The organism is Thalassospira sp. GO-4, assembly GCF_023588965.1.
GTDB lineage: Bacteria > Pseudomonadota > Alphaproteobacteria > Rhodospirillales > Thalassospiraceae > Thalassospira > Thalassospira povalilytica.
Genome location: NZ_CP097807.1, coordinates 572,801 through 599,278 on the forward strand (window position 1 = coordinate 572,801; position 26,478 = coordinate 599,278).

Here is a 26,478-nt window from a genome sequence, read left to right on the forward strand (position 1 = left end):
AACTGGCAACCGGCAGTCCTGCGCCTTGGCGTGATTTTCGCCAAACTGTTGCCCTGATGCGCGCAATGACCCGATATTGTTGATGTCAGCTGGCGAACACGATGTTGATCCGGCGGTTCTGGCGGCCTTTCTTTTCGATCTTTGCCACAGAAACCGGGCCGATTTCGCCGGTTTTGCGCACATGGGTGCCGCCACAGGGCTGAAAATCGATGCCTTCGATCGTAACAGTACGGATCGAATTGCCATCCATGGGTGGTTGAACCGACATGGTGCGGACAAGTTCCGGGTTGGCTTTAAGTTCGGCCACACTGATTTCACCGTCATAGACATCGGCATCGCAGGCAATCAGTTCGTTCAGCTTTTCGGTGATTTCATCCTTGTCGAGTGCGCTGTCAGGCAGATTGAAATCAAGGCGTGCCTTATGTGCGGCGATATTGCCACCCGTAACGTCGCCTTCAATCACGGCACATAAAAGATGCAGGCAGGTGTGAAAGCGCATCAGTTTATGGCGGTGATCCCAATCAAGTTCGGCTGTGACGGCGTCACCAACGCCCGGAAGCGGATGGTTTTCATCGATGATGTGCAGGATGCGACCGGTTTCGCGGTCCTTGACGGTGGTAACGACCGGAAGAACATCACCCGATGCGGTTTTCAAGGTGCCGATATCGCCGGTCTGGCCGCCTGCGGTGGCATAGAAAACGGTCTGATCAAGTTCGATACCGCGATCTGAAATGCTTTGGATGGTGGCATCACAACTTCTGGCATAGGCATCTTCGCGAAACAAAAGGCGTGTCATGGTCTCGATCCCCTGGTGGTGGCGTTTCTGAGCCGATCTGCGTAGGGGCCGGGGCAATTTCATGCACGAGATCGCACATGGAAAAATCGCACCAGGCTGTGCCGGTCGACATTTTGGCATGGTGGGCAATCGGCGGGGGTGTTGTCGAGATCAAATTTGCCAGATCGGATTTTTCGGAATGTAGTTATTGATACGCAAAATAAAGATCAAAGGTTGCAATTTGTACATTTTGTATGATATCTGGTTGGGTAAATCAGGAGTGGCAGCAACCTTGGCAGCAATAATTCACGTCAAACTTACGGGCGAGGGCGATTTCGGACCGGTGGATCTTGAATGTGCGATTCCGCCTGCACGGTTGCCTGTGGTCATGGCGGCCCTGTTCGGGCAGCCGGCACCGGCAATGGCGTCGACCGTACCCGGGATGCCCGCGGCGGCGCAGGGGATGACTGCGCCGGGTTCAATGGCAACCTCAATGGCAACCCCACCGGCAGCCCGGGCAGGGGCGGCTTCGAGGGCTGCTGCTGTTCCTGGATCCGCGTCGGGGGCCGCTGCGGCATCCGTGCTGGTATCCGTTCCGGGGGCGGCTTTGGCTCATTCCGGCAATGCGCGGTACGACGGTATTCCTGCCGGTTCTGATGGCGCATCCTTTGCTGATGGTGCATTCCCGGCCGGAACGAACGGGGCATCTGGTTCCCGTGCTGCTGATCCGGCATCGGTTGGGGTGGACGAGTATGGTGATCACCAGCAGCCTGGTCGGTTTGATGCCGGTTACAGGCTTGTGGCGTCGATGGATATTGATCCCGGTGCATTCATTACCAGTTTCATGGGGGCGCTGGGGGGTCTGGTCGGGCGTCTGCAACCGCGCGGTTTTGCCGAAACCATTCTGATTGCGGCGATCTGGCTGCATTATCGCGAAGGACGGGCCATTGTGACGCGCGATGATATTCGTCGTGTCTTGCGGCGTCAGGAACATCTTCGCATGCCGCGAAATTTCAGTCGCGATTTTCATGTTGCTGTGACGCGTGGCTACCTTGATCCGGTGGAAGGTGACGACGGTTTTGCTGTCTCGAAGGCTGGATATCAGTGGTTTCAAACGGAATGTCGAAAATGATACAAAATGTCGATAAATGTATTGACTATATGTATGGGTGATGTATCGTTTTTGCATTGGGACAGATAAAAACGGGTGGGACCAGCAATGCGTGAATGGGAAGTCAGAACAAGCTGTCGTGTCTGGCGCGGGCGATATGTTATCCGCGGGGATGTTGACCGGATTGCCAACGACATTGTCGAACTTCAGCAAAACCGTTTCCCGGGTCTGGAAACCAGCAAGGTGTCGCTTCGGGTTGTGACCATGGCGGTCATGTCGGTTCTGGCCGAAGAATGCTGTGAAGACGGGGTGACGGCGGCCGAACTTTCATTTCTGTTGACCACCTGCCTTGGGATGCCGATTTCACCGGCCCGGATTGAAAAGGAAATGGAAGGCCTTTCTGGCCTTGTCTGGACCGGGGAGTGGGGTGGTGAGACCCTTTATGTCATGGAAAAGCGCGGTCTGCGCTTCTTTGAAACCGCACGTGATCTGGCGCTGCCGGAAAATGGAAATCTCAGCCAGGATGATCTGAGCGCAGTTCAGGCCGCCGAAAAGTCGGACGACGTCGCACGCAAACCGATGATCAGTGCAACCATGATGAACAACAATCCGGCCCTGCATGCGCGCTATCGCGTTGTGAGCTAAGACTGGTTGTCAGCTAAGGCTGGCGGCACAGACAGTCCGCCGGTTTCATCAGATAATAACGCACCCGCCATTTTTTGGCGGGTGTTTCTGTTTCGGGGCGTTTCGCAAAACACGCTTGACCGATCCGGATTTGCGCCATATGCATTTGGGCATGGAAAACGTATTTGCACAGTTCAACTCGTATTATCCGCTGCACACATAGTGCGGCGCCTGTTGACGTGTTTTTATAAAACCAAGACCGGCTGCCCCAGGGCGGCCTTTGTTTTTTCCATAAACCGGTTTGCCCGAGGTGGCCCCACCATCAAGGAAAACCGAAATGACGATATCCCAACCTGTTGACCAACCAGCTTCGCCGCAAAATGCCAGCGAGGTAACCCAGAACGGTTTTGCGTCCGAGGCGTTATTGGCCCTGCATGCGCGTGGTTTCATCCATCAATGCACGTCCTTTGCCGGGCTTGACCGTGTTCTTGCCGGGGAAGAAGCCGTTCCGGTCTATATCGGATTTGATGCCACGGCGGATAGCCTGCATGTCGGGCACCTGTTGCCGATCATGACATTGCGCTGGTTGCAGCGCCACGGTCACAAACCGATTGTGCTGGTGGGTGGTGGTACGACCCGCATCGGCGATCCCAGTTTCCGGTCCGAAGCACGCCCGATCCTGACCGACGAACAGATCGCGGCAAACATCAATGGCATTCGCAAGGTGTTTGGACGGTTCCTGCGTTTCGGGGACGGTCCGAGCGATGCGGTTCTGGTCAATAATGCCGACTGGCTTGATCAGCTTGGCTACGTGGACCTTTTGCGTGATATCGGGCGGCATTTCTCGGTCAACCGGATGCTGTCCTTTGACTCGGTGAAATCAAGGCTCGAACGGCAGGAAAGCCTCAGCTTCCTTGAATTCAACTACATGATTTTGCAGGCGTTCGATTTCCTTGAACTGTCGCGTCGTTTCGGGTGCCGTGCCCAGATGGGTGGCGGTGATCAGTGGGCCAATATCATCAATGGTGTTGATCTGGTGCGTCGGGTTGATGGCAATGAGGTGTTTGGCATGACCGCACCGCTTCTGACCACTGCATCAGGTGTAAAGATGGGCAAAACTGCCGCCGGGGCCGTGTGGCTGAATGCCGATCGGTTGAGTGCCTTTGACTACTGGCAGTTCTGGCGCAATTGCGAGGATGGGGATGTTGGTCGTTTCCTGCGGCTGTTCACCGATCTGCCATTGCTTGATATCGAACAGCTTGAACAGCTTTCAGGCGCAGCAATCAACGAAGCCAAGATTGTTCTGGCCGATGAGGCGACCCGTCTGGCCCATGGCGAATTTGAACTCGAAGCCGTGAAATCCGCCGCCAACGGGGTGTTTGGTGCGAATGGCGATCTTAACGGCCTGCCGACGCTGGAATTCACCGCCCATGCGCTTAAGGACGGCATCGGGATCTTGGCCCTGATCGTTATGGCCGGTTTCGCCAAAACCAACAGCGAAGCCCGCCGTCTGGTCGAAGGCGGGGCCGTGCGGATTGATGACAAGCAAATCACCGACCCTGAACATCATGTCCTTAATTACGCGTTTGATGATTGGGAACTGTTGCAGCTTTCCGTTGGCAAGAAACGCCATGCTGCAATCAAACGGGTCGGATGATGGTCTTGCCATGAAAGTGCGATATATCCTGGGCAGGTGTCAGAACAGCGACATCTGCCCGTCTGCACTGGGACGTTTGAAGCCGCTGCAATCAAGGTCGAGCGACCGGCCGGTAAGTCCATATTTCTTGCGGGCCAGGGCAAATCGATGGGCAATCAGATCCGCGACCGGACCGGTGCCGCGCATCCGATTGCCAAATTCCGACTGATATCGCTCGCCGCCGCGCATCTGGCGGATCAGTGACATGACCTTGTCCTTGCGGTTCGGGTAATGGGCACTCAGCCATTCTTCAAACAGATCGGCGATTTCAAGCGGCAGGCGCAGGACGATATGGCTGATTGATGATGCGCCTGCATCGGCACAGGCCGCGGCGATTTTTTCGATTTCCATATCATTAAGCCCGGGAATGATCGGGGCGGCCAGAACGGTGACGGGGATACCCGCATCCGAAAGCTTTCGGATGGCCTCAAGCCGGCGATGCGGGGCCGATGCACGCGGTTCCAGCAAATTGGACAGCCGGTGATCAAGGCTTGTGACCGATACCGCGACCGACGCACGGTTAAAGGCCGCCATCGGGGCAATCAGATCAATGTCACGGGTCACCAGCGCACTTTTGGTAATGATCGAAAAGGGATGCTGGCAATCGGCCAGAACCTTGATGATGTCGCGGGTCAGTTTCTTGTCACGGTCGACCGGCTGATAGGGATCGGTGCTGGTGCCGATCACGATCGGAGCAGGGTGGTAGGCCTTGCTTGAGAGTTGTTTGCGCAAAAGGGCCGGTGCATCGGGTTTCCAGAACAGACGCGTTTCAAAATCAAGTCCCGGTGACAAGCCGAGATAGGCATGTGTCGGCCGAGCAAAGCAATAGATGCAGCCATGTTCACATCCGCGATAGGGATTGATGGACCGGTCAAAGGGGACATCAGGGCTTTGATTGCGGGTGATGACAGAACGCGCACCATCAATGCCAAGGGTGGTTTTGATGCGCGGTGGCGTATCTTCCATCAACTCACCCAGCCATCCGTCATCAACTGCTTGATGGACATGGCGTTCAAAGCGCCCGTCAATATTGGACACCGCACCACGCCCTTTTTGTCTACGGACGGTCAGATCACTTGCAGCCGTTGACCATCCATCATCAAAAATGGCGGTAGGAGGCTGATCCGGGGTATGGGCGATGTTGCTCTTCATGTGGACACAATAAAGAACAAAAGAGGAACATTCAAGCCAAAGCCGATATGTCCAGATTTGGACTGTATCAAGTTATGGACAAGCGGTGCCGTCTACCGCGGTGCCGTCTACCGTGACTGTGCCGGTAACGGTGGGAAGGGTTCCGCCGCCGTCACCACATGGGTTGATATTGTTGGTGGTGTTACCTGTCCCTGACAGGTTGTTTATGGTTGATGAGTTGGCGAAGAACACAAATCGCTTGTTGAAGCCTGATCCTGTTACGGAAAGCTCGTTGTCATCAATGCTGATGTTGGAATTGTTGCCGATAATCGCCAGGAACCGGGCACCATTTCCATCGGAGGTAACGGATGAAACATTATTCTTGATGGTCACATCCTGGCTGTCTCTGATTATGATAGCGCCTGCGGTTGAGTTGTCGTTCTGCGCTGTCAGATTGTTGTTCCGAATAGTAACATTCTGCTTTCCTTCGATGTGGACGATGTATGCTGACCCGGTTGTGTTAACGTTCGCGGTTACACCAATCAGGCTGCTGTTATCGGCCATGTTAAAGAAACGTGCTCCACCACCGGCGCCGCCATTGCTGCCGCTGCCTGAGATTGATGCATCCGGAATGGTGACCGTAACCGATCGTCCTGTCGGGGTTTTGATGTCGAGTGCGCCACCCCCGACAATTGTTTGTCCATTCTGAACCGTTGTGACGGAATTGATCGCGGTGTAATTGCCGCTCAGGATCACGGTTGAATTGGCACCTGCATTGGCAATGTCAGTGGCAAAGTTCGCCGCCGATGTCGAGTTGCTGTTCAGAACTGTGATCGTTTCTCCGTCCGCTGTTTGGGTGATTTCGCTTGCATCTGAAAACTGTCCGGCCTGGCTGACGACATCAATGTCGCGGATGATCGGATCTGTCATGCGGCGTTCCATCGCCGTCAGACGTGGTTTTGGTGCGTCGCCAAATCCCTGTAACGGGATGCGAAGGCGGAAGCTGGCGAAGCCTTGCGTACCGCGCGGACTGTCATGCTGAATTTCAGCCCCAAGGGAGAAACGAGATCCTTCCCACAAGAAGGGGACCTCGTCAAAGGTCAGGTCCAGTCGCCCGCGTGGTCCCTGCACGGTATCAACATTGTTTTCCGTAAAGCGATATCCACCCGCATAGGCCCGAAGCTGCTGCCCGGCATCATCTTCAAACAAGGGAATGCGCCAGCCAATTTCGCCGTCAAAGCCACGCAACGCGCGTTCTTCACCTTGGCGATACATCAGTGTTGTGCCGCTTACATCGACAGTGCTCAGGCTGTCTTCCATATATTGCTTGGTGCCGATCGGGATATAAGCATTGGCGCGAAAATCCCAATCAAGTGACAGGGCCTCAGCGCCGAAGGTCAATTGGTTGAATTTGTTGCCATATGGGCTGTGGCGGCGGTCAAAATAGCCATAACCGCCAATGTTCCAGCCAGTATCAAGCATCTGACGGATGCCAAGACCAAAGTTTCCTTCGTGACTGTTATTGTCATCCATGCGGGCACGAATGCTGGTGAAGGTCAGGGTGTCATCGTCCTGCCAAAGCGGAATGAACAGGTCTGTTTCACCAAGATTGCGGTCGGTGCCTGCCTTGCCTTCAAGGTCGATGTGACCACCCCACTTGTCGGCCGTTTGTAACGCATCGGCACGGGCAACGGAGGATGCAATGAAGGTTACGGCAAACAGGAATGCGGGGCGAATGATGTGGCTGGTGTGCATGTTCAATCTGGTCAGCAGAGCTCAATGTGCTACAGCGGTTTACTGATGCACTGATGAGGCGTTGGGGTCTGTCAGCTCGTGGGGAAAATTGTGCCCCGGGCGTGTATGGCTTTCTGCCAAATCACTTTTTGTTCGGAAAAACCGTAATGCTGCCAGCAGGGCGGGGCCAGTTCTATTCTTTATCATTTTTCCAAAAGTTATCATCTTCCCTGAACGGCAATGGGGCTGGTGTCAGGGAAAATGTCATGGTCACAATCATTTTCTTGCCGGAACACGGGGCGGAGCTATAGTCGAGATGCGCAAGCCACCCCGCGCAACCGCGACGCAAGGAGCCACCCCATGGATTGGACGCATATTTTAAGTTTTGCACTTGTTACATCTTTGCTTGTGATGTCACCCGGGCCCAACGGGGTGCTGGTCGCCAAAACGGTTCCGACATCGGGGCGTGCTGCCGGATTTGCCAATGTCGCCGGATTTGTCACGGCGTTTTACATTCACGGTACCTTATCGATATTGGGGATTTCGGTCATTCTGGTGCAATCGGCACAGGCTTTCATGATCGTCAAACTGCTTGGGGCGGCCTATCTGTGCTGGGTCGGGTTCAAGGCGCTGCGCGAAGCCTGGCGCGGGGTGAAAACGGTGCGGCCTGTCACGCCGGCAAAACGCAAGCGGACCCTGATCATGGCGTTTGGTGAAGGGTTCCTGACCAATGCGCTGAACCCGAAAGTGTCGATTTTCTATCTTGCGGCATTTCCGCAATTCATTCCGACCGGTGAAGGGGCGGTTTCAGCAGCCTTCATGCTGGTCTGTGTCCATGCGGCGATCAATGCCGTCTGGTTCGGGGCGATTATTCTGCTTTTGGCCAAACTGACCCGTTTTGCCGGCAGTGGCCGTTTTCAGCGGGTACTCAAGGCAACCACGGGGGCGGTATTCATCGCGTTTGGGGTGAAGCTGGCGACATTCCGCCCATAAGAACGGATGCCGTTGTCATTCTGACCCGCCGGTTTTCAATCGGCGGGTTTGTTATTTGCGCACAATGATCAGGGCCATGACCGCGCAGAACAGGGCAAACAGGATATCGCTGGCAGCGATGCTGCCAATAACCATTGCCTCGAAGCTGGCAACCGGAAGAATGATTGATGCCAGAACCAGAAAGACCGGGTTAAACAGTTTCTGTTTCATGTCACGCGCCCCCGTTCATGGTGGTAATCAGCAAAATTCCAAGCGCCATAAACCCGCAAAGCGCGGTCAGGATTACCCCGGTTTTAAGGACAACCGACAACACCGGGCCTTCCTTGCCAGATAGGCCGACGGTTGAGCAGCCGACAAGAATTTTGGAAGGTGCCAGCATACTGCCAAGCGACGCCCCGGTGGCCTGGGCGGCAAGGATCAGGGCCGTGGAAAGCCCCGAAAGTTCTGCGGTATGACGCTGGAACATGCCAAACACCACGTTGGAATTGTTGGTGCTGCCGGTCATGAAGGCACCAAGCGCGCCGATTGCCGGTGAAATCACCGGATAGGCGACGGCAAAGGCACCGGAAAAGATTGCGGCACCACCTTCGGCAAGGGCATAGGTCATGCCCGCATGATCCATGATGATGGCAAGTCCAATAACCGGCACCATGCCAATACTGGTCGGAAGGCCGCTTTTGAGGGTACGTTGCCAGATCCGCTTGCCAATCCCGTCATCATAGCGACCGCGCAATTTGAAAAAGGCAAAGCTGATGGCAGCGGTATAAAGCAGAAGCGCACCCGGATGGCCGAAAATGGCAATCGCCTTGGCACTTTCCGCACCAATGACCCAGCCAAGCGAAGTCGATGTTTCCGGGAAATCAAGGGTGAAGCGGACTTTGCCCAGGAAGTCCTCAACCCCCGGTGCAAAGGTTGCCACGGTCACCAGCACGATAAAGACCAGATAAGGTGTCAATGCCTCGATCAATGGCATGTGGGCATGATCATCATGGACCTGTTCGGCGACATCATCGGGATGAGATTTCCAGAACCGGGTGACGATGATCGATGTTACAAGTCCCGCAATCCCGCCGGTCAATCCACCAAGCGTCCATACACCGTAATTGGCCATGCAATATTGCACGACGCCCATCACGCCCGAAATCAGAACCAGCGGGACAATCCGCCGGCGAATGGTGCGAAAACCGCCATCAAGCCACAAGACGGCCGCCCCGCAAGTAAAGCCGGACAGGCCAAGCAGGATCGCCGAATAATGGGTCAGTTCGGTGCCGGGAATACCGGTCACACCAATCAATGCTTCAAACGATGTTGCCATATTGCCAAACAGCACCGACCAGCTGTGACCGATCATGGGGGCAGCAACCGCCAGCACCGGCGAAAAGCCCATGCCCAAAAGCAATGGTGCAACCACGGCAATCGGAACGCCGAACCCGGCAACCCCTTGTAGGAAGCTTGCAAAAACATAGCCGAGAATAAGCAGTTGAAGCGGTCGATCATCGGTCAGGGAGCGGATGGCACGCCCGATGGTTTTGATCGCACCGGCTTCTTCGGCCGCGAAGTAAAGGATCAGGGCCGCCCAGACGATGTAAAGGATATAAAGTGCCAGCATCACGCCCTTGGCCTGGGCGATGACGAGCATGTCGGTTGGTGCGCCAAAGAAAAACACGGCGATGACGGCGGTGACAAACCACGCAGCCGCGCCGGCGCGCGCAGCCCCCCAGTTCATCTTGATCATCAGAAACAGGATGGTTGCGATCGGCAACGCGGCCAACAAAAAGTCGCTCATGGGTGGCGCACCATAACCTTTTGAAAAAATGGGGCTGCCGTCGATGACGTCGACGGGATGCGCATATTGTCCGAGCTATGATGCAAGCGCAAGTAGTGGAAATCTGGTATTTCGTATGATGAAATCAAAACGCCGGGTTCGGAAGGAGCCCGGCGTTTTGATGTGATTGATCGCATTGCGTAAATTCGTGATCAGGCGCAGTCTTTGTTGTCGCCTTGTGCGTTCATTTCGCCAAACAGTTCGGCGGCAATGGCAAAGGATTTCTGACGCGCGGCCTGATCATAGATGTTGGCGGTAACCATGATTTCATCGGCCTTGGTCATATAGGCAAATTCGCGCAATTTCTTGCGAACCGTGTCACGCCCGCCAATTGCGGCATAACGCATGGCGTGATCAACACCTGCCTTTTCAACCCGGTTCCAGATTTCGTCCATATCCTTGACCGGTTTGGGCAACTGGCCTGGCGTGCCGCGCCGCAGATTCAGGAATTGTTGCTGCATCGAGGTCGCCAGATATTCGCCTTCCTCGTCGGTGTCAGCTGCAAAGAATCCCATGGCGGCAATCGCATAGGGTTTATCAAGCTGTTCGCTTGGCTCGAACCGGTGACGATAAAGCGACAGCGCATCCATCAGCATGTCAGGCGCAAAATGCGATGCAAAGGCAAAGGGCAGGCCAAGACGGGCGGCAAGATCAGCCGAAAACAGGCTGCTTCCCAAAAGCCACATCGGGACCTGCGATCCGTAGCCCGGAACGGCGCGGATCGGCGGATTGCCTTCGAGCGGGGCGAGGAACGCCTGAACCTGTAATACATCCTGGATAAAGCGTTCTTCGGACCCGTGCATGTCACGGCGAAGGGCGGCGGCGGTGCGCTGATCGGTACCCGGTGCGCGACCGATGCCAAGATCAATGCGCCCGGGATGCAGCGCATCAAGGGTTCCGAATTGTTCGGCAATCACCAGCGGCGCATGGTTGGGCAACATCACGCCACCCGAACCGACACGGATGGTTTTGGTGCCCGCCGCCACATGGGCCATCACGACCGAGGTCGCCGCACTGGCAATACCGGGCATATTGTGATGTTCGGCCAGCCAATAGCGATGATAGCCAAGCTTTTCGGCATGTTGGGCAAGATCAAGTGTATTGCGAAGCGCATCAGAGGGATGTTCGCCCGCATTCACCGGGCAAAGATCAAGAAGGGAATATCGTAGCATCAGCCAGACTTTCGGTTTGGCGCCGACATCGCATTTGCGGGGCGCCTGATTTCACAGTTGGCATTAATCTAGCCCGAAATCATCGTCTTGCCAGTCCTGTTATGGCTCAATCATCGTCGGGTTCGGAAAATGACCGATGGGCGGCCAGGGTGCGGCTGACGAAATTGCGAAGGGCGATGGAAATGTCGTTGCTGCGATAGGCCAGCGACAATTCGGCAATCGGGACTTCACCATCAATTTCGCGATAGACAACCCCATTGGCCTGAAGCTGCGTCATGGGTTTGGGCACCAGTGAAAAACCAAGTTCTGCCGCCACAAAGTTGATGACCGATCCAAGCTGCGGGGCGATCTGGCCCATTTGGGGTTCGAACCCGGCATTGCGACATGCACTGACCACCTTGTCATAATGTGTCGGGCCGACATCGCGCGGGGTCAGGATCAGGGCATCATCGCGCAATTGAGAAAGTGAGACTTTATCATGTTTTGCCGCCGGGTGCCCGGCAGGCAACACCACAACCATCGGACCGGACGAAATCACATGCAGACGAATGCCGTCATCGGCAATGGCATCCTGACGCAGGAAGACGGCATCAAGCTGTTCTTCCTTAAGCCGAGTGACAAGCTGGGCCGAGTTGCTTTCTTCGAGCGTCATCTCAACCGCCGGAAAGGCACGTCTGAAATCGCGAAAGACACCGGGAACCGACGGGCTGAAGGCCGCCGATGCGGTAAATCCAACCCGGATGGTGCCGGTTTCACCGCGCCCGGCGCGACGGGCGGCGCGAATGGCCCGTTCTGCCAGATCGGGGAATTGCGCGACCACGTCATGGAATGCCGCCCCGGCCTCGGTCAGTTCAGCACCATGGGGCACACGATGAAAAAGGGCGGTGCCGATTTCGGTTTCAAGATCGCGGATCTGTTGACTAAGCGGGGGCTGACCGATCCCGATCCGCGCAGCTGCACGGGTAAAATTGCCTTCGCGGGCAACAGCCAGAAAGTAACGGATATGGCGGAGTTCCATCGGTGGTATATCCAAAACATATCAAAAATGACTGTTTCATATATTGGACGGATGGCGCGTGGAATGCAATGATAAGCGCACCCCACGAACCCTTCCAAAAGAGGTCGCAAATGTCTGTTTCTCGGGATCAAAAACCTGAGCCACATTCAAAAGTCGCTGCTGATACGGCGGATAAAGACAGCACGTCCCCCCAATGTGCTGAAAGCCCGCTCGCGTCCACCAATGCGCAAATGTCATCCGAACCGGTCTGGATCAGTCCGGGATCGGCGGCATTCCGCCGTATCAGTGTTGCCCTTTTCCTTGCGGGATACGCGACCTTTTCCCTGATCTATTGCGTGCAGCCGCTTTTGCCGGAACTGGCCAGTCATTTTGGTGTCGGACCGGCGGAAAGTTCATTGGCATTGTCACTGACGACCGGGTTTCTGGCCTTTGCCATTTTGTTGGCCGGTGCTGTATCGGAAGCCGCCGGGCGCAAACAATTGATGCTGGTGTCAATGTGTGTGGCATCGATCCTGAACCTGATTGCGCCGTTTTTGTCAGACTGGCATGCCTTTCTGGTGTTGCGCGCGCTTGAGGGGCTTATTCTTGGTGGTGTGCCCGCGGTTGCCATGGCCTATCTGGCCGAAGAAATTGATCCCAAGGGGCTTGGTATGGCGATGGGCATCTATATCAGCGGGACCGCAATCGGGGGCTTGAGTGGCCGCGTTGTGATCGGTTTTCTGACCGACATGTTTGGCTGGCATACCGCCCTTGGTGCGATGGGGGCGTTCGGTTTGCTTGCAGCCCTTGGTTTTGCTGTTTTGTTGCCGGCATCGCGCAACTTTGTCCGGCGTCCGGGATTCCAGGTGCGTTATCACCTGCGGGCCTGGGGCGGGCACCTTAAACATGCGGGCCTGCCTTATGTGTTTCTGATTGGCGCTTTTGCCATGGGGTGTTTTGTCACGGTATTTAACTATGTCGGGTTCCGGCTTTCTGATGAACCCTATAGCCTGAGCCAAAGTCAGATCGGCCTGATCTTTGTTGTCTATCTGTGCGGGTCGGTGATGTCGTCGATTGCCGGGGCGCTTTCCGACCGGCTGGGCCGCGGGCCGGTTCTGGTGGTTGGTGTGCTGCTGGCCGGGCTTGGTGTTGTTCTGACGATGCTTGACAGTCTGGGCGGGATCATTGGCGGTATTGTGGTGTTGACCAGCGGCTTTTTCGTTGCCCATTCGATTGCCAGTGGCTGGGTCGGTCGTCTTGCCGAGACGTCAAAGGGCCATGCATCGTCGCTGTATCTTCTGGCCTATTATCTGGGATCAAGCATCATGGGATCGGTTGGCGGATGGTTCTGGGATCACGGGGGATGGAACGCGGTGGCGGGATTTGCCGTGGCGTTGCTGTTCTGTGCATTGCTGTGCGGTATCCATCTGTGGCGGCTGGCCGCCAAGGCATCGGGTGATCGCGGTCAGGATGCCGGTGGAAATGCCGTAAAGGGTGAACTGGTCGATGCGACCTGATGGTGCAAAAATTCGCGCGCATATAACAAAACCCCGCCAGATATTCTGGCGGGGTTTTGCGTTTCAGACATCAAATGGTCCTAGAGCCAGTCGGGGCTCGGCAAACCTTTTTCCTTAAGGAAGGTCGGGTTCCAGAGTTTGCTCTGATATCGGGTACCAAGATCACACAGAACAGTGACGATGGTTTTGCCCGGGCCGAGTTCGCGGGCAAGGCGTACCGCACCGGCAATGTTGATCCCGGTCGAACCGCCCATGCACAGGCCTTCTTCCTTCAGCAGGTCAAAGACGATCGGCAGCATTTCCTCGTCGGAAATCTGGAACGGGTGGTCAATCTCGATGCCTTCAAGGTTCGCAGTGATGCGGCCCTGGCCGATCCCTTCGGAGATCGAGCTGCCTTCGGATTTCAGTTCGCCGAATTTATAGTGGCTGTAAAGAGCCGCACCCATCGGATCAGCAAGGCCGATCTGGATGTTCTTGTTGCGCTCTTTCAGGCCCATCGACACACCGGCAAGCGTGCCGCCGGTGCCAACGGCACAGATAAAGCCATCAATCTTGCCATCGGTCTGTTCCCAGATTTCGGGGGCCGTGGTGTCGATATGACCCTGACGGTTGGCAACGTTGTCAAACTGGTTAGCCCAGATTGCGCCGTTGGGTTCGGTTTTTGCCAGTTCTTCGGCCAGACGGCGCGATACGTGAACATAGTTGTTCTGATCGCGATAGGGGACGGCCGGAACTTCGCGCAGATCTGCACCCAGAAGACGCAGAAGATCTTTCTTTTCCTGGCTCTGGGTTTCCGGAATGACGATAACGGTACGATAGCCAAGCGCATTGCCGACAACAGCAAGGCCGATACCGGTATTGCCGGCCGTACCTTCGACGATAACGCCGCCCGGTTTCAAAAGGCCACGGGCCTCTGCGTCGCGGATGATGGCAAGTGCCGCACGGTCTTTGACAGAGCCGCCCGGGTTTGCGTATTCCGCCTTGCCAAGAATGGTGCAACCCGTCAGCTCGGAAACCTTTTTCAGTTTCACAAGCGGGGTGCGGCCAATGGCTTCGATGGTGCCATTGCGAATGTCCATGACAGACTCCAAACGTGGTGAGTTCAAAATTTGATTAGTTGTTGATTGGGGCTTTATTACACAAAAGTCAAGATGGTTTGAAAATTATAACGCAAAGTTTGTGTGAAATATATCATATCTCCGAATATCCGGAAAATCCGCTAGACGCCTGCGTCTCTGCGGATGCGGTCGCGATGAAGCATAAGCCATTGTACGGCAATCGTCGCTGTTGCATTGCAGAGTTGTCCATTCTGCAACATGGCAAAGCATTCATCGGCACTGACGGTAAAGACGCGAATGTCTTCGCCTTCTTCTGCAAGACCGTGAATGCCACCGGCATTGGATGTGTCAACCCGCCCGTAATACATGGTCACTGTCTCGCTTGAGCAGCCAGGCGTGACATAATATCGCGAAATCAGTTCAAGCGGGCCGATGATTTCACAACCGGCTTCCTCGATCGTTTCGCGGCGCGCGACGTCTTCTGCGCTTTCGCCGTCTTCGATAATGCCGGCAACAATTTCCGTCAGCCAGACCGGCATGTCAGGATAATGGTTTTGGACCGACAGGGTGCCGGGGCGAAACTGTTCAATCAGGACAACCTCGTCGCGCACCGGGTCATAGGGCAGAAGTGCGACGGCATGACCGCGTTCAAGAACTTCGCGTTCAAGGACCGCGCTTTTGCCGCCATCGAATTTGTCATGTTGCAGCCGATAGACATCAAGTTTGAAATATCCATCCCAGCCGCGTTTTTGGTCAAGAATGTGAAATTGTCGTGGGCGTGCGTGTTTTTGTTCGGTCATTGTCCGTATATCAGGCTAAAGGGTTTACAATGCAAAAGGAGAGTGATCTAAGACAATCTAAACTCATGGTAATATTTTTTTATTCTTATGTATGTATTTGGTGAATCTCAAGGTGGTGGGCGGCCTGAACCTGCTGTTTGCGGGGTGTTCGTAGGGATAGGTAGGGCATCCCTCGGTTTTAATTATACCTGAACTGTTGTAGTATTTAAGGCACCAATCAAGCTGCATGGTGGCATATCGTGTGGTTTTGGATTTCAGGGTTTCGGGGGAAACAAGACGTTGATGCGGTTCGAGCCAACAGAAATCGCACGTCTGTATGGACGATCACGCGTAGGAGTTGTCGTACACAAGGACTTGCAGGCTGTGTATGTCAATGATGCCTATGCGAAGATGTTGGGGCGCCGTGATGTCCAGGATTTCATGAGCGAACCTGACATGCGTCAGTATATCCCGCCGAGTTTCCACCACGAAGCTGAAAAGCTGGCCGAAGGGTTCCAGGAAAGCAACGGATTTCACGGCTGGAAGAAGGTCTATAACATCCGTACCGACGGTACCCCGGTCTGGATGGAAATCAGCGACGAAACCGTGGAATGGGATCAGGGCAATGCGGTCCTGACCACAGCGCAAATGATCGACAATGGCACAACCGCCATGCAGGTTGATCACATGCTGGGGCGGTCCTTTATCGGGGTCATGGTTCATCGCAACATGACGGCATTATATGTCAATGATGCGTTCGCCCATCTGATGGGGGCGGAAAATGCCAGCAAATTCATGGAAAATCCCAATGTTTTGCGGTTTATTCCCGAACAAAACCGCCCGCGCGCCCTTAAACATGTTGCCGGTATCCTGAGCGGGGAACGCCACGGCGATCGCCACCGGGTGCGCGACATTCTTGATGATGGCAGTTCCGTCTGGCGCGATCTGACGGACGAGCGCATTTTGTGGCACGATGGCAAGCCGGCTGTTTTGACGACAGCGCATGATGTGCGCGACGAAGTCGAAATGAATGACGAACTTGTGCGTGCAAAGGCAAGTCTTGAACATGCCGTGACCGAGGTGATCCGGCTTGTGCCATCGGCGGTTGCGATGCTTGACGAAGATTTGCATGTCATCAATCACAATTATGAATTTGCCAGGATGTTCGGTGTGCCCAATACCGATGGCGATGCACCGGCCTTTGACATATCGGCACTTTATGAATGCTGTGCGCGGATGAAGCTGAACGGGCATGGTCATTCGACACTTGATGAAATGCAAACCCCGTCGGGGCGTTTGGCCGACATTCGCATGAATATGATGGATGGCGGCGGGATTATGGTGTCGGCGACCGATATCACCGATCACAAGCGCAAGGAGCAGATGCTTGATACCCTTGCATCAACCGATCCGCTGACACGTGCGCTTAACCGGCGCGGCTTCGAAATCGCGGTCAGTCGCCTGCGCGAAATTCGCCACCTTAAAGATAAAAGCTGGGTCTTTGGTCTGATCATTCTTGATCTGGATTATTTCAAGGACATCAACGACACATATGGACATGCGATTGGTGACCGGGTGCTTGAAAAGGTGGCCGAAACCCTGCGTCAGGCCCTGCGTGACGATGACCTTGTTGTGCGTCTCGGGGGTGAAGAATTTGCCGTTCTTCTGCCATCTGCAACAGCTGCGGTGACGAAACGGATCGGTGAACGTCTGTCAAATATGATCCGCGCGATTGAAGTTCCGGTATCCAAGGGCAGCAAGGAACTCGTCAAGGTGACGGCCAGTTTCGGGGCCACCGTTGGCGGTGAAGGCCGGCATAAGTCTGTTGATCTGGCCGATGCGATGGCACTGGCCGATGAAGCGATGTATGAAGCCAAGGATGCCGGCCGCGATCGCATGATTTTCAAAACCTTTGAACGTGATCCTGAAAACTAGGGACTGTTTCGGGCAACCACCTTTGACGGCGGACTTGATCACGTGCGCGATTGGTGCTTTTTCTTTTCAAGCGACAGGTTGTTGCGATTTGACCCGTCCTTTGGTGCCACACCATTGACGATCAGGAGAGCGAAGCATGATTGTCCGTGCCATGACCCCGCAAGACGGGGCATCAGTGATCGAGATTTATGGGCGCGGGATCCGCACCGGAAACGCAACGTTTCAGGATCATCCCGGGACATGGGATGATTGGGATAGCGGACATTTGAATGAATGCCGTCTGGTTGCCTGCGATCAAACGGACCGGGTTGTTGGCTGGGCCGGATTGTCCGGGGTTTCAAGTCGCTGTGTTTATCGCGGTGTTGCCGAAATATCGGTCTATGTCGATCCAGAAGCCCAGGGGAAGGGGATCGGAACCGCATTGCTTGGTGCCCTGATTGCGGCAAGCGAGGACCAAGGTATCTGGTCGCTTGAGGCCGGTATTTTTCCGGAAAATATCGCAAGTATCGCACTTCATAAACGGCACGGATTTGCCGAAGTCGGTTTGCGTCGCGGACTCGGCCGTATGGGATACGGTCCGATGGCCGGGCAGTGGCGCGATGTCATGCTGTTGCAACGGCGCAGCACGACGGTTGGTGTTGATTAACACAGCAGCAATTTGCGCCAAACGCCGGGTTTGAGCCGTTTTCTGCGATCGGCCAAGGTCTTTTGCCGGTTTGGTTGCGCGTTGCGTAAAAACACGTAGATGCCCTTTAAATTCGGCCGGTGATAGGGTAATCAACAGTCAGAACCCGCGAAACCGCATAACCGACAATATTCAGTTCAAACACACTGAACAGATCAAACAGGAGAGCGCCACCGTGAACGAGATCAGCAAACTTGCGCCGGTCGCAATCTGGGAAAATTTCCAGAAACTTTGTGATACGCCACGTCCGTCAACCAAGGAAGAAGCAGTGCTTCAGCTGCTTGAAAAAATGGCGGATGACAAGGGGCTTTCGCATTTTCGTGACAGTGGCCAGAACCTTGTGATCAGTGTTCCGGCAACACCGGGTTACGAAGATCGCAAAATGACGATCCTTCAGGCACATGTGGATATGGTCACCCAGGCCAATTCCGGTTCGACCCATAATTTTGACACCGACCCGATCCGGATGCAGATGGACGGGGAATGGATCACGGCCGACAACACCACCCTTGGTGCCGATAACGGTATTGGTGCTGCTGCCATGATGGGCTTCATGACCGAAGACGGGCTTGAGCACGGACCGCTTGAATTGCTGTTTACGGTCGACGAGGAGCGCGGCCTGACCGGTGCGATGAATCTGGAGCCGGGGCGTCTTAAGGGTGAAATCCTTCTGAACCTTGATACCGAAGATGAATATGAACTGTGTGTCGGGTGTGCCGGTGGGGGCGATCTTGTTGCGACCTTCAATTACAGCCCCGAAGCAATCGGTGCCGGATATGTGGCTCGCGACATTGCCCTGACCGGGCTTAAGGGTGGTCATTCAGGCATCGATATCATTCTTGGTCTGGGCAATGCCAACAAGCTGATGGCACGTTTCCTGCGCACGGCCATTCGTGATTTTGATGCCCGGATCGTTGCGATCAATGCGGGTACGGCGCGAAATGCCATCCCGCGTGAATCCTTTGCCACCATTGTTCTGCCCGAAAGCAAGATTGGCGGATTTGATACCGCGCTTAAGGCATTTGCCGGTGATGTCCGCGATGAAATTGGCGCGATCGAACCGAATTTCTCGATTGCATCGAAAGATGCCGATTTGCCGGAAACGGCAATGAGCGCAGCCGATTCAAAGAAATTCAACAATGCCTGTGTCGGTGCGCCCAATGGTGTCCAGGCCATGAGCACATCGGTTGAAGGGGTGGTTGAGACGTCGATCAACCTGGCGATTGTCAAGGTGGCGGACGGCACGGCCAAGGTGACCTTGTCTGCGCGCAGTTCGATCAATTCGGCCCGTGATGCCATTCGCGAAGCGGCAACTGCGGTATTTGAGCTGATCGGGGCGAATGTTGCGTGGGGGGATGCCTATCCGGGCTGGAAACCCAATGCCAATAGCGAAGTTGTCGAAATGATGAAGTCGGTACATCGCGACATGTTTGGCAAGGATCCGGAAATTCGCGTGATCCATGCCGGTCTTGAATGCGGTGTTCTTGGTGCGAAATACCCGCATTGGGACATGGTTTCGTTCGGCCCGACCATCAAGCGCGCGCACAGCCCGGATGAATGCGTTCATGTGCCCAGTGTCGCACGTTTCTGGGATTATCTGCTTGCGGCCTTGAAAGCGATCCCGACCAAGGGATAGTTGCCCGCCTGGGCGCAAACGGGACCTACAGATTAGAAGTCTTTTGTGCGACTGACCGGAATGTTTCGGTCAGTCGCATTTGTTTGTAGCACACCAGTTATCGCGCGCAGTCGAACCGTTGCCCGGAACCAGCGCATCAAGGTTCACAAAGCCGTTTTCGCCAATTGTGGTTTCAACCTCAATCCAGAAACCCTGACTGTCACCGGCAATATAAACCGTTTCAAAACGCGTCAGGCGGCGGATGATTTTGTTATTCACACTTGGCCCGTCACGCATATTGAGAAGTTCACGATCCACATAATAGGGATCGCGATCCTCACCGATCAGTTGTTTGACCTGCTTGGTGATCTGGCTGCCCTGTTTTGCCACCAGTTCGGGGATCTCGCGGGTGACAAATCCCTGACCGGGGCCAAATGCCAGAAGACCCGCAAAAATCAGAACAAATAACGGGCTCAGATGCAAAAGTGCATCAAGCATCCCTGCGCGTTTCCATTCATCGCGGACACGCCGGGTTGGGCTGCCATCTTCAAGACGTCGCAAGCTGGCACGGATTTGTTCGGCAAGAACCGATCTGTTGGTGCCGATGAAATCAAGCGCCTGCATCAATACTGCGCGGGCAAGCGGCTTGTTGCCGGCACGTTCAAAGGCATTGGCATGGGCAAACAGCATTTTGGCGTTGCCTTCGGGCGGGAAGGTGCCGCCGCGCATGTTGCCAAGAATGGCTTTCCATGCCGGGACGATGCTGCGCCATCCCCAGAATCCGCGAAGCCATGTAATGAAACTTGCCTTAAGCGCCATCCGCTTTGCCCCCTTGGGGGCCAGATTGGCGGTAAGTGTTTCGGTTTTGCAGGAATTCAGGAAACCGCGAACGATCTTGAATTCGACCTGCCTTGGCTGGGCCGAAACCACACCGGTTGCCGCGCAGGCGATGAAACCCTGGGTGTTGCTATCGGCTTTTTTGCGGTTATGGCGCCGGGCACCGGGATGGATGTTGCTTTTGCGCGTGCCGGTTTTGGCCTGCTGTTCGCGATAGGCCTGATTGGCGCGGGCGGTTTTTTCGTCCGTACCGGTCTTGGCCTTTTCCTGTTTCCGTCCGGTTCCGGCAAAGCCTTGTCTGGTGCGGTTCGCATTTTGCGCACCGGCTGCATTCGGGCCATAGCCGGATGCAGTTGGCTTTTCAGACGCGGCTGTTTTGCCCTTTGTGCCGTCATTAGGCCGACTGGTGTTGTTGCCCGATGACTGTGCAGGGGGCTTGCGTTCACCAATCAGGATTTCATAGGCCTCGGTGATGTCCTTGAATTTTTCTTCGGCATCAAGATTGGTATTGCGGTCCGGATGATATTCAAATGCCAGTTTGCGATAGGCGAGCTTGATTTCCTTTGCGCTCGCGCCTGGCGCAATGTTCAGCATGCTGTAATAGATGCCAAGACGATCCTTGTTCATATCTTATGTAGATTCCTGTCCTGACAAACGTTCCGGTGCGCGCGATCAGCCAGCATGGATTTTACTGCCGGCGGTGACGGGTGCAATCATATGATTGAAATCTTAACACGTTGTCACTTTTGCCTATTTGTCATATTTTGCAAGAATCACGTAAACGCGCATTTCGAATAAGCAGGTAGCCGTCTTGAAACTCAAATTTTGGCAACGCAAAGCCGACGATGACGGCGAACTGTCCGAAGATGGCGGGCAGGGGACTGCGTCCGAGTTCGAGATGCCACCCGGGCATCATCTTGGCCTTGGGACCCGTTTGCGTGCCAAGTGGGAAGGCTATGACGACCCGGTTGAATATTATCTGCTTCAGCTTGAAATAGACGCCTATGCCGACTGGTTGCGCAAAATGCGTGTTTGGCTGGCGCGTCCGGTTGAACCGGAACTGGGCGAACTTGATCTTGATGACGAAATCGGGCGGTGGCCGCCCGAGCGAATCAGACTGTATGACAAGCTGTTTGATCACGGGATCATGATCCCGGGCGGGCATGATTACGCCCTTGAACTGGCAAAGCCGCTTGCGCTTGATGAAACGCTCAGTTGTCTTGAAATTGGGGCAAAGCTTGGCGGGGTTGCGCGTGTTCTGGCAGACCGGCTTGGCGTTTGGGTGACCGCCTATGAGCAGGATGGGGAACTGGCACTGTTGGGGATGGAGCGATCCGTTCATGCCGGTGTGCAGAAAAAGGTCCCCGTTCAGAAATTCGATCCCGAAAACCCCGAACTGCGCAAAGGCTATTTCAACGTCGTCTATTCGTTTGGCGAACTTTACAAGGTGCCGGGCAAAGAGACGTTTCTGGGCGAACTGGCCGGGACGTTGCGCGAACAGGGCCAGATTCTTTTGACGGACTATGTCCTGACCCGCGATCTTGATGAGGACGGGCTTGCGCAATGGGCCAAGCTCGAAGGGGATGATCTTTTCCCCTGGACTGCACAGGAATACAAATCCCGTCTGGGGCAGCTCAAATTTGATATCCGCATCGCCAAGGATGAGTCGGAAACCCATCTTGTGCATATCAAACAGGCCTGGATGACCATGCTGTCGGATATTCAGAAAAGCGGTTTGGACCCCGATGTGATGGATTATCTGCTTCCAGAGATGGAAATGTGGATGAATCGCGTAAAAATGCTTGAAAATGGCTCGCTGGCCTTTTATCGGTTCTACGCAACGATCAACTGATCGCTCAGGTTTCAGACTGCTGCAGGCGACTTTGACGGGATTTGTTCCAATTTCTGTCGCCGCAACCTGTTTTTAGTGTTGACAGGGGCATGTCGTACTTCTATTTTCCGGCTTCCTCGAAGGGGCCAAGTTTCTAAGGTTTAAGATTATGAAGATCCGGAACTCATTGAAATCCGCGAAGCTGCGGGAAAAAGGCTGCCGTATCGTGCGCCGCCGTGGCCGCGTATACGTGATCAATAAAAAGAACCCGCGTTTCAAGGCACGCCAGGGTTAATTCCCGGTACCTTGTTCTCAAAGGTTTTACAAAACGCCGCATCGGTTCATCCAATGCGGCGTTTTGTTTTTTCATGTTTGTCACGATGGCAAAATCAAAGGCGACCGCAGTTTCAATATTGCGGTCGCCTTTTTTATCGATGGTGTGTGGGGGCTGCTTACCCGTTTGTGGTGAACAGTTCGGTTTTGCTGTGACGGCCCCGCAACAGAACATCACCGGCCTTGATGACGCGGTTCGGATCGGTCAGCAGGTTGCGTGTGCTGTCTGAAATCAGAATGCGCGTGCCCAGTACCTTGTTTTCCTGTTCAAGGCGCGATGCGGTATTGACCGCATCCCCATGCACGGTAAAGGACAGGCGCGCCTTGGCTCCGACATTCCCGGCCACCATTGTTCCGGTATTCACCCCGCAGCGCACCTGAATGTTCAACCCTTCAAAGGTGCGGTTCGAGACTTCGTTTTGCAGGGCGATGGCGCTGTCGAGTGCGGCATCGGCGTGATGTTCAAGATCATCAAACACGTTATAGACCGCAAGGATTGCATCCCCCTGAAACTGGGTGATGATGCCGCCATGTGATTCGATAATCTGCGTTGCGCAATCAAAGTAATCATTGAGCATTGCAATGATCTGGTTCGGATGCAGGCTTTCACACATGGATGTGAAATGGGCAATGTCGATGAACAGAACCGTTGCTTCGGATTGCTGCGGTGGCAGGACCCCGGAATCATTTCCCGATGCCAGAAGCTTTTTGGCAATCGACAGGGGCACGAATTTACCAAACAGGCTTGTGATGCGTTCGCGGTCATGAACCGCCATCATCATGTGATTGAACGATCGTGCCGCATCGTCATATTCACGGATACGGCTGCCCGACAGTTGCGGCACATCGATTGATGCGATGTCGTCATCTTCAAATGCGCGCGCGGCGGCTGCAAACCGGCGGATCGGTTTGGTGAATTGTTTGGACAATATAATCGCCACAATAACAGCCAGAATGAACACCCCGCCACCCAGGATCGAGGCCAGAACAAGCCTGTCCCATTCATCGTCAAACAATTCTTCGGTGAAATGCATACCGATGATGACCGGCGAGATCGGCGCATTGAGAACCTGACGGGTGACGATCAGATGGTATCTGCCATCAACTTCAAGCCCCGCCAGACGCAGCCCGGTATTCTGGCGGGCATCCTTTTCGTCGGTCCTGATACGTTCGGACTTGCCGATATTGGCCAGAACCGGATCGCCGATATCATGAATGGTCGGCAATGGAATCGGGCTTCGGGCAATATCGGCCCCGTTGATCAGCTTGTTGGCGGTATTTTCACCCCAGTCGCGCAAATCGGGATGGGCCATCACGCGATTGCCACCGATCAGGATAAATGGCGTTCCGGGCAAATCTTCACGGCCGCGAATCAGGCTTTCTGACAAATTGGACAGCGACAGATACTGTATGAAGGTACCAAGATAGTGCCCGTCATAAAAAAGCGGCACCCAGCTGGTCAGGACCGTGCGATTGAAATACGGATCCCAGCGCGGAAAGCCGGTGCGGTTGGCGACCGGACCACGAATTTGTGCCAGTTCCGAAAACAGCATGTCATCCTGGGGCAGGGTGCGGCGTATTTCGCTCATATCATCGGGATTAAAGCCGATAAATTGCCGATCACCGGTTACCAGCCCATAGGCCATTACGTCCATATCAGCCGCCGCCAGCGCCCGCATGGCGTTGGTCCAGCCATACTGGAAGCTTGGATCAAGGTTGCCATCGGCAACCTGTCGGGCGACCCAGTTGGACCGTTCGTCAACTTCGCTCATGCGTTCATGCATGGTGCGCTGAACCGATGTCAGGTCGATATCGGCCAGCATAACCCAAAGATTGCGGGTGTTTTCATAGGCCGTGCCAAGGCCGACATAAAGGGCAAGGCCAACGCCAAAGACACTGGTGCCGATAAAACTGGCAAGAAGAACAGAAAGGACAGAATATCTGCGTTTGGATGTCACTCGGTTTTCTTTCTGACAAGAGGTTCCCCAACCTCAACTGGCATCTTAGCGGCGATCGAACTTGGTTGAAAGGATGATTGAACTTGAAGTGCGTTTTATCCCGCTAAGCCCGCCGATCCGGTCAAGCACGCCGTCGAGTTCTTCCGGTGTGTCGGCGGCAACTTCGGCAATCAGATCATATTCCCCCGATATCGCCAGACACCGAATGCAATGCGGTATTTTCTGCAAGGCACCGACCACGCCCGCAGACTGTTTTTGTTCAAGCTGGATCATGACTTCGGCCAGAAGAACCGGTCGTGCCGCATCACCAAGCTGTACCGTATAGCCGGTAATGGTTTGTGATTTTTCCAGCCGTTCGAGGCGTTCCTGAACGGCGCTGCGCGACAGGCCTACTTCGCGCGCAAGGGCGGCAGTCGGAATGCGGGCATTTTCCTGCAATTTGGCGATCAGACGGCGATCGGTTTCATCAAGGCGACGTTTCATCGGTGATACCCATAAAAATGACGGGTTATTCAATTGTTTTGACAGTATTGCCGGGTTGCAAGCGTTAGTCCAGCGGCGGAGCATCAAGGGGTAAACAACAAAACGTTATCAGGGCAGCAACGACATCCATCGCAAAGGTGTCAGTTCAGTCGGGAGTGAGAGAAAATGAAAAAGATTTTGATTCTTGGTGCGGGCAAAATCGGCCGTATGGCGGCAGTCATGCTTAATGAAAGTGGCGACTATGCGGTGACGCTTGCCGATGCCAATGGCGAAATGCTTGAATTTTGCGCCCAGGATCATGCGGCAACCCTGATCAAGGTCGATGTCACCGATGAGGCCGCCCTGACCGACGTGGCAACCGGGCATGACGCCATTTTGTCGACATGTCCGTTCTATCTTAATGTTGCGATTGCCCGGGTCGCACGCGCGGTTGGGGCATCCTATTTCGATGTGACCGAAGATGTCGAAACCACCCGTGCTATTCGTGAAATTTCCAAAGGTGCGGCTGGTGCGTTCGTACCGCAATGTGGTTTGGCACCGGGATTCATTTCAATCGCCGCCCATGATCTGTTCAAACGGTTTGATACGGTCAAAAAGTTGCGCCTGCGCGTCGGTGCATTGCCGCAAAACCCGACCAACCGTTTGAAATATAACCTAACCTGGTCAACTGATGGCCTGATCAATGAATATCTTAATCCGTGCGAGGCGATCCTCAATGGCAAGCGTGTCGAAGTCTTGCCGCTTGAAGGTTATGAACGCTTCACCATTGATGGCACGGAATATGAGGCCTTCAATACATCGGGCGGGGTTGGGGCGCTTTGTGACATGCTCGAAGGCAAGGTGGACAATCTTGATTACAAGACTGTGCGGTATCCTGGGCATCAGGAAATCCTGAAAATCCTGATCGAAGATCTGCGTCTTGGCGAACGTCCCGACACGATGAAGGAAATCTTTGAAAATGCCCTGCCGGTAACCCAGCAGGATGTCATTGTGATCTTTGCCGATGCCGTCGGGACCCGTAATGGCGAGCTGTGCGAAGAAAACTTTATCCGCAAGGTGCATGGCACGGAAATCGGTGGCAAAAAATGGTCCGCGATCCAGATCACGACATCCGCGGGGCTTTGCGCGGTGATGGATATGGTGCTGACGTCCAAATTGCCCGGTTCCGGTTATGTCCGGCAGGAAGAAGTCGGTCTGGATGATCTGCTTTCGAACCGGTTCGGGCGTTATTATGCCAACCGGGTATAGGGGCCGTTTCCGGTTTTGAGTGACGGCTTCAAGTGCCGTTTCAGGCGCAAAGATAACCGCGTGATGATTTTCCAGAAAAATCCCCCGACTGTAGTTCGGGGGATTTTTGTTTGTTTTCAGGTAATTATTTTAATCTTGTTT

The 26,478-nt window shown here is 54.6% G+C and carries 23 protein-coding genes; 11 read left to right on the forward strand and 12 right to left on the reverse strand.

Features of this window, described 5'->3' with window-relative positions; translation table 11 throughout:
- Positions 1 to 85 precede the first annotated feature (85 nt).
- Positions 86 to 796, reverse strand: a complete 711-nt coding sequence (locus M9H61_RS02810; protein WP_250283268.1) for an alanyl-tRNA editing protein — start codon at positions 794 to 796, stop codon at positions 86 to 88.
- A gap of 271 nt (positions 797 to 1,067) precedes the next feature.
- Here M9H61_RS02810 and M9H61_RS02815 point away from each other — a divergent pair, with 271 nt between their 5' ends.
- From M9H61_RS02815 to tyrS, 3 genes are all read left to right on the forward strand, one after another.
- Positions 1,068 to 1,907 carry a DUF4194 domain-containing protein gene (locus M9H61_RS02815; protein WP_250283271.1) on the forward strand — a complete coding sequence of 280 codons (840 nt, stop codon included), beginning with the start codon at positions 1,068 to 1,070 and terminating at the stop codon, positions 1,905 to 1,907.
- An 87-nt stretch (positions 1,908 to 1,994) separates the two neighbouring features.
- Positions 1,995 to 2,531 (forward strand): hypothetical protein, encoded by a 537-nt coding sequence (locus tag M9H61_RS02820; RefSeq protein WP_250283273.1) that lies wholly within the window; start codon positions 1,995 to 1,997, stop codon positions 2,529 to 2,531.
- A 316-nt stretch (positions 2,532 to 2,847) separates the two neighbouring features.
- Positions 2,848 to 4,167: a tyrosine--tRNA ligase gene (gene tyrS, locus M9H61_RS02825; RefSeq protein WP_250283275.1), complete on the forward strand. Its 1,320-nt coding sequence runs from the start codon at positions 2,848 to 2,850 to the stop codon at positions 4,165 to 4,167.
- A gap of 39 nt (positions 4,168 to 4,206) precedes the next feature.
- On the opposite strand, the gene M9H61_RS02830 is transcribed toward tyrS, so the two are convergent.
- Together M9H61_RS02830 and M9H61_RS02835 are read right to left on the reverse strand one after the other, a co-directional pair.
- Entirely contained in the window at positions 4,207 to 5,358 is a 1,152-nt protein-coding gene (locus M9H61_RS02830) for a PA0069 family radical SAM protein (RefSeq protein ID WP_250283277.1), read from the reverse strand.
- A 72-nt stretch (positions 5,359 to 5,430) separates the two neighbouring features.
- A complete protein-coding gene (locus M9H61_RS02835) occupies positions 5,431 to 7,092 on the reverse strand; it encodes an inverse autotransporter beta domain-containing protein (protein ID WP_250283279.1) in 1,662 nt (553 codons plus the stop codon).
- 339 nt (positions 7,093 to 7,431) lie between these two features.
- On the opposite strand from M9H61_RS02835, the gene M9H61_RS02840 reads away from it, so the two are divergent.
- A complete protein-coding gene (locus M9H61_RS02840; RefSeq protein ID WP_068519306.1) occupies positions 7,432 to 8,064 on the forward strand; it encodes a LysE family translocator in 633 nt (210 codons plus the stop codon).
- A 51-nt stretch (positions 8,065 to 8,115) separates the two neighbouring features.
- Here M9H61_RS02840 and M9H61_RS02845 read toward each other — a convergent pair whose 3' ends face one another.
- The 4 genes from M9H61_RS02845 to M9H61_RS02860 form a co-directional block, all read right to left on the reverse strand.
- A complete protein-coding gene (locus tag M9H61_RS02845) occupies positions 8,116 to 8,274 on the reverse strand; it encodes a hypothetical protein (protein WP_170310148.1) in 159 nt (52 codons plus the stop codon).
- 1 nt (position 8,275) lies between these two features.
- The gene (locus M9H61_RS02850; protein ID WP_101246061.1) at positions 8,276 to 9,850 is read right to left on the reverse strand and encodes an L-lactate permease; all 1,575 of its coding nucleotides are present in this window, start codon (positions 9,848 to 9,850) and stop codon (positions 8,276 to 8,278) included.
- 191 nt (positions 9,851 to 10,041) lie between these two features.
- Positions 10,042 to 11,061 carry an LLM class flavin-dependent oxidoreductase gene (locus M9H61_RS02855; RefSeq protein WP_250283281.1) on the reverse strand — a complete coding sequence of 340 codons (1,020 nt, stop codon included), beginning with the start codon at positions 11,059 to 11,061 and terminating at the stop codon, positions 10,042 to 10,044.
- Positions 11,062 to 11,167: 106 nt separating this feature from the next.
- A complete protein-coding gene (locus M9H61_RS02860; protein WP_068519309.1) occupies positions 11,168 to 12,079 on the reverse strand; it encodes a LysR family transcriptional regulator in 912 nt (303 codons plus the stop codon).
- Positions 12,080 to 12,309: 230 nt separating this feature from the next.
- Between M9H61_RS02860 and M9H61_RS02865 the strand changes: the two genes are divergently transcribed.
- Entirely contained in the window at positions 12,310 to 13,575 is a 1,266-nt protein-coding gene (locus M9H61_RS02865; RefSeq protein ID WP_242512844.1) for an MFS transporter, read from the forward strand.
- 80 nt (positions 13,576 to 13,655) lie between these two features.
- Here M9H61_RS02865 and M9H61_RS02870 read toward each other — a convergent pair whose 3' ends face one another.
- Together M9H61_RS02870 and M9H61_RS02875 are read right to left on the reverse strand one after the other, a co-directional pair.
- Entirely contained in the window at positions 13,656 to 14,654 is a 999-nt protein-coding gene (locus M9H61_RS02870; RefSeq protein WP_101246065.1) for a cysteine synthase A, read from the reverse strand.
- Between the two features lie 140 nt (positions 14,655 to 14,794).
- The gene (locus M9H61_RS02875; protein WP_250283282.1) at positions 14,795 to 15,433 is read right to left on the reverse strand and encodes an NUDIX domain-containing protein; all 639 of its coding nucleotides are present in this window, start codon (positions 15,431 to 15,433) and stop codon (positions 14,795 to 14,797) included.
- A gap of 282 nt (positions 15,434 to 15,715) precedes the next feature.
- Here M9H61_RS02875 and M9H61_RS02880 point away from each other — a divergent pair, with 282 nt between their 5' ends.
- The 3 genes from M9H61_RS02880 (at position 15,716) to M9H61_RS02890 (ending at position 19,668) form a co-directional block, all read left to right on the forward strand.
- Entirely contained in the window at positions 15,716 to 17,347 is a 1,632-nt protein-coding gene (locus M9H61_RS02880) for a diguanylate cyclase (protein WP_068519313.1), read from the forward strand.
- Positions 17,348 to 17,483: 136 nt separating this feature from the next.
- A complete protein-coding gene (locus M9H61_RS02885) occupies positions 17,484 to 17,993 on the forward strand; it encodes a GNAT family N-acetyltransferase (protein ID WP_250283284.1) in 510 nt (169 codons plus the stop codon).
- A gap of 214 nt (positions 17,994 to 18,207) precedes the next feature.
- Entirely contained in the window at positions 18,208 to 19,668 is a 1,461-nt protein-coding gene (locus tag M9H61_RS02890; protein WP_250283286.1) for an aminoacyl-histidine dipeptidase, read from the forward strand.
- A 69-nt stretch (positions 19,669 to 19,737) separates the two neighbouring features.
- Here the strand turns inward: M9H61_RS02890 and M9H61_RS02895 are convergent, their stop codons facing one another.
- Complete coding sequence (locus M9H61_RS02895; protein WP_250283289.1) at positions 19,738 to 21,111, reverse strand: DnaJ domain-containing protein; 1,374 nt, start codon at positions 21,109 to 21,111, stop codon at positions 19,738 to 19,740.
- 184 nt (positions 21,112 to 21,295) lie between these two features.
- On the opposite strand from M9H61_RS02895, the gene M9H61_RS02900 reads away from it, so the two are divergent.
- A complete protein-coding gene (locus M9H61_RS02900) occupies positions 21,296 to 22,336 on the forward strand; it encodes a methyltransferase domain-containing protein (RefSeq protein WP_250283292.1) in 1,041 nt (346 codons plus the stop codon).
- A 148-nt stretch (positions 22,337 to 22,484) separates the two neighbouring features.
- Complete coding sequence (gene ykgO, locus M9H61_RS02905) at positions 22,485 to 22,610, forward strand: type B 50S ribosomal protein L36 (protein ID WP_007090004.1); 126 nt, start codon at positions 22,485 to 22,487, stop codon at positions 22,608 to 22,610.
- A gap of 157 nt (positions 22,611 to 22,767) precedes the next feature.
- On the opposite strand, the gene M9H61_RS02910 is transcribed toward ykgO, so the two are convergent.
- Both M9H61_RS02910 and M9H61_RS02915 read right to left on the reverse strand, forming a co-directional pair.
- Positions 22,768 to 24,606 (reverse strand): adenylate/guanylate cyclase domain-containing protein, encoded by a 1,839-nt coding sequence (locus M9H61_RS02910; protein ID WP_250283294.1) that lies wholly within the window; start codon positions 24,604 to 24,606, stop codon positions 22,768 to 22,770.
- 45 nt (positions 24,607 to 24,651) lie between these two features.
- Positions 24,652 to 25,089: an Lrp/AsnC family transcriptional regulator gene (locus M9H61_RS02915; RefSeq protein ID WP_068519319.1), complete on the reverse strand. Its 438-nt coding sequence runs from the start codon at positions 25,087 to 25,089 to the stop codon at positions 24,652 to 24,654.
- Positions 25,090 to 25,254: 165 nt separating this feature from the next.
- Here M9H61_RS02915 and M9H61_RS02920 point away from each other — a divergent pair, with 165 nt between their 5' ends.
- Positions 25,255 to 26,337 carry a saccharopine dehydrogenase family protein gene (locus M9H61_RS02920; protein ID WP_250283296.1) on the forward strand — a complete coding sequence of 361 codons (1,083 nt, stop codon included), beginning with the start codon at positions 25,255 to 25,257 and terminating at the stop codon, positions 26,335 to 26,337.
- Positions 26,338 to 26,478: the final 141 nt, after the last annotated feature.

Excerpts from the sequence above, each read along its gene's own strand:
- M9H61_RS02870 (WP_101246065.1), bottom strand. The coding sequence starts at position 14,654 with ATGGACATTCGCAATGGCACCATCGAAGCCATTGGCCGCACCCCGCTT.
- M9H61_RS02875 (WP_250283282.1), bottom strand. The coding sequence starts at position 15,433 with ATGACCGAACAAAAACACGCACGCCCACGACAATTTCACATTCTTGAC.
- M9H61_RS02865 (WP_242512844.1), top strand. The coding sequence starts at position 12,310 with ATGTCATCCGAACCGGTCTGGATCAGTCCGGGATCGGCGGCATTCCGC.
- tyrS (WP_250283275.1), top strand. The coding sequence starts at position 2,848 with ATGACGATATCCCAACCTGTTGACCAACCAGCTTCGCCGCAAAATGCC.
- M9H61_RS02915 (WP_068519319.1), bottom strand. The coding sequence starts at position 25,089 with ATGAAACGTCGCCTTGATGAAACCGATCGCCGTCTGATCGCCAAATTG.
- M9H61_RS02855 (WP_250283281.1), bottom strand. The coding sequence starts at position 11,061 with ATGCTACGATATTCCCTTCTTGATCTTTGCCCGGTGAATGCGGGCGAA.
- M9H61_RS02895 (WP_250283289.1), bottom strand. The coding sequence starts at position 21,111 with ATGAACAAGGATCGTCTTGGCATCTATTACAGCATGCTGAACATTGCG.
- M9H61_RS02810 (WP_250283268.1), bottom strand. The coding sequence starts at position 796 with ATGACACGCCTTTTGTTTCGCGAAGATGCCTATGCCAGAAGTTGTGAT.
- M9H61_RS02885 (WP_250283284.1), top strand. The coding sequence starts at position 17,484 with ATGATTGTCCGTGCCATGACCCCGCAAGACGGGGCATCAGTGATCGAG.
- M9H61_RS02860 (WP_068519309.1), bottom strand. The coding sequence starts at position 12,079 with ATGGAACTCCGCCATATCCGTTACTTTCTGGCTGTTGCCCGCGAAGGC.
- ykgO (WP_007090004.1), top strand. The coding sequence starts at position 22,485 with ATGAAGATCCGGAACTCATTGAAATCCGCGAAGCTGCGGGAAAAAGGC.
- M9H61_RS02840 (WP_068519306.1), top strand. The coding sequence starts at position 7,432 with ATGGATTGGACGCATATTTTAAGTTTTGCACTTGTTACATCTTTGCTT.
- M9H61_RS02835 (WP_250283279.1), bottom strand. The coding sequence starts at position 7,092 with ATGCACACCAGCCACATCATTCGCCCCGCATTCCTGTTTGCCGTAACC.
- M9H61_RS02845 (WP_170310148.1), bottom strand. The coding sequence starts at position 8,274 with ATGAAACAGAAACTGTTTAACCCGGTCTTTCTGGTTCTGGCATCAATC.
- M9H61_RS02920 (WP_250283296.1), top strand. The coding sequence starts at position 25,255 with ATGAAAAAGATTTTGATTCTTGGTGCGGGCAAAATCGGCCGTATGGCG.
- M9H61_RS02880 (WP_068519313.1), top strand. The coding sequence starts at position 15,716 with ATGCGGTTCGAGCCAACAGAAATCGCACGTCTGTATGGACGATCACGC.
- M9H61_RS02830 (WP_250283277.1), bottom strand. The coding sequence starts at position 5,358 with ATGAAGAGCAACATCGCCCATACCCCGGATCAGCCTCCTACCGCCATT.
- M9H61_RS02820 (WP_250283273.1), top strand. The coding sequence starts at position 1,995 with ATGCGTGAATGGGAAGTCAGAACAAGCTGTCGTGTCTGGCGCGGGCGA.
- M9H61_RS02850 (WP_101246061.1), bottom strand. The coding sequence starts at position 9,850 with ATGAGCGACTTTTTGTTGGCCGCGTTGCCGATCGCAACCATCCTGTTT.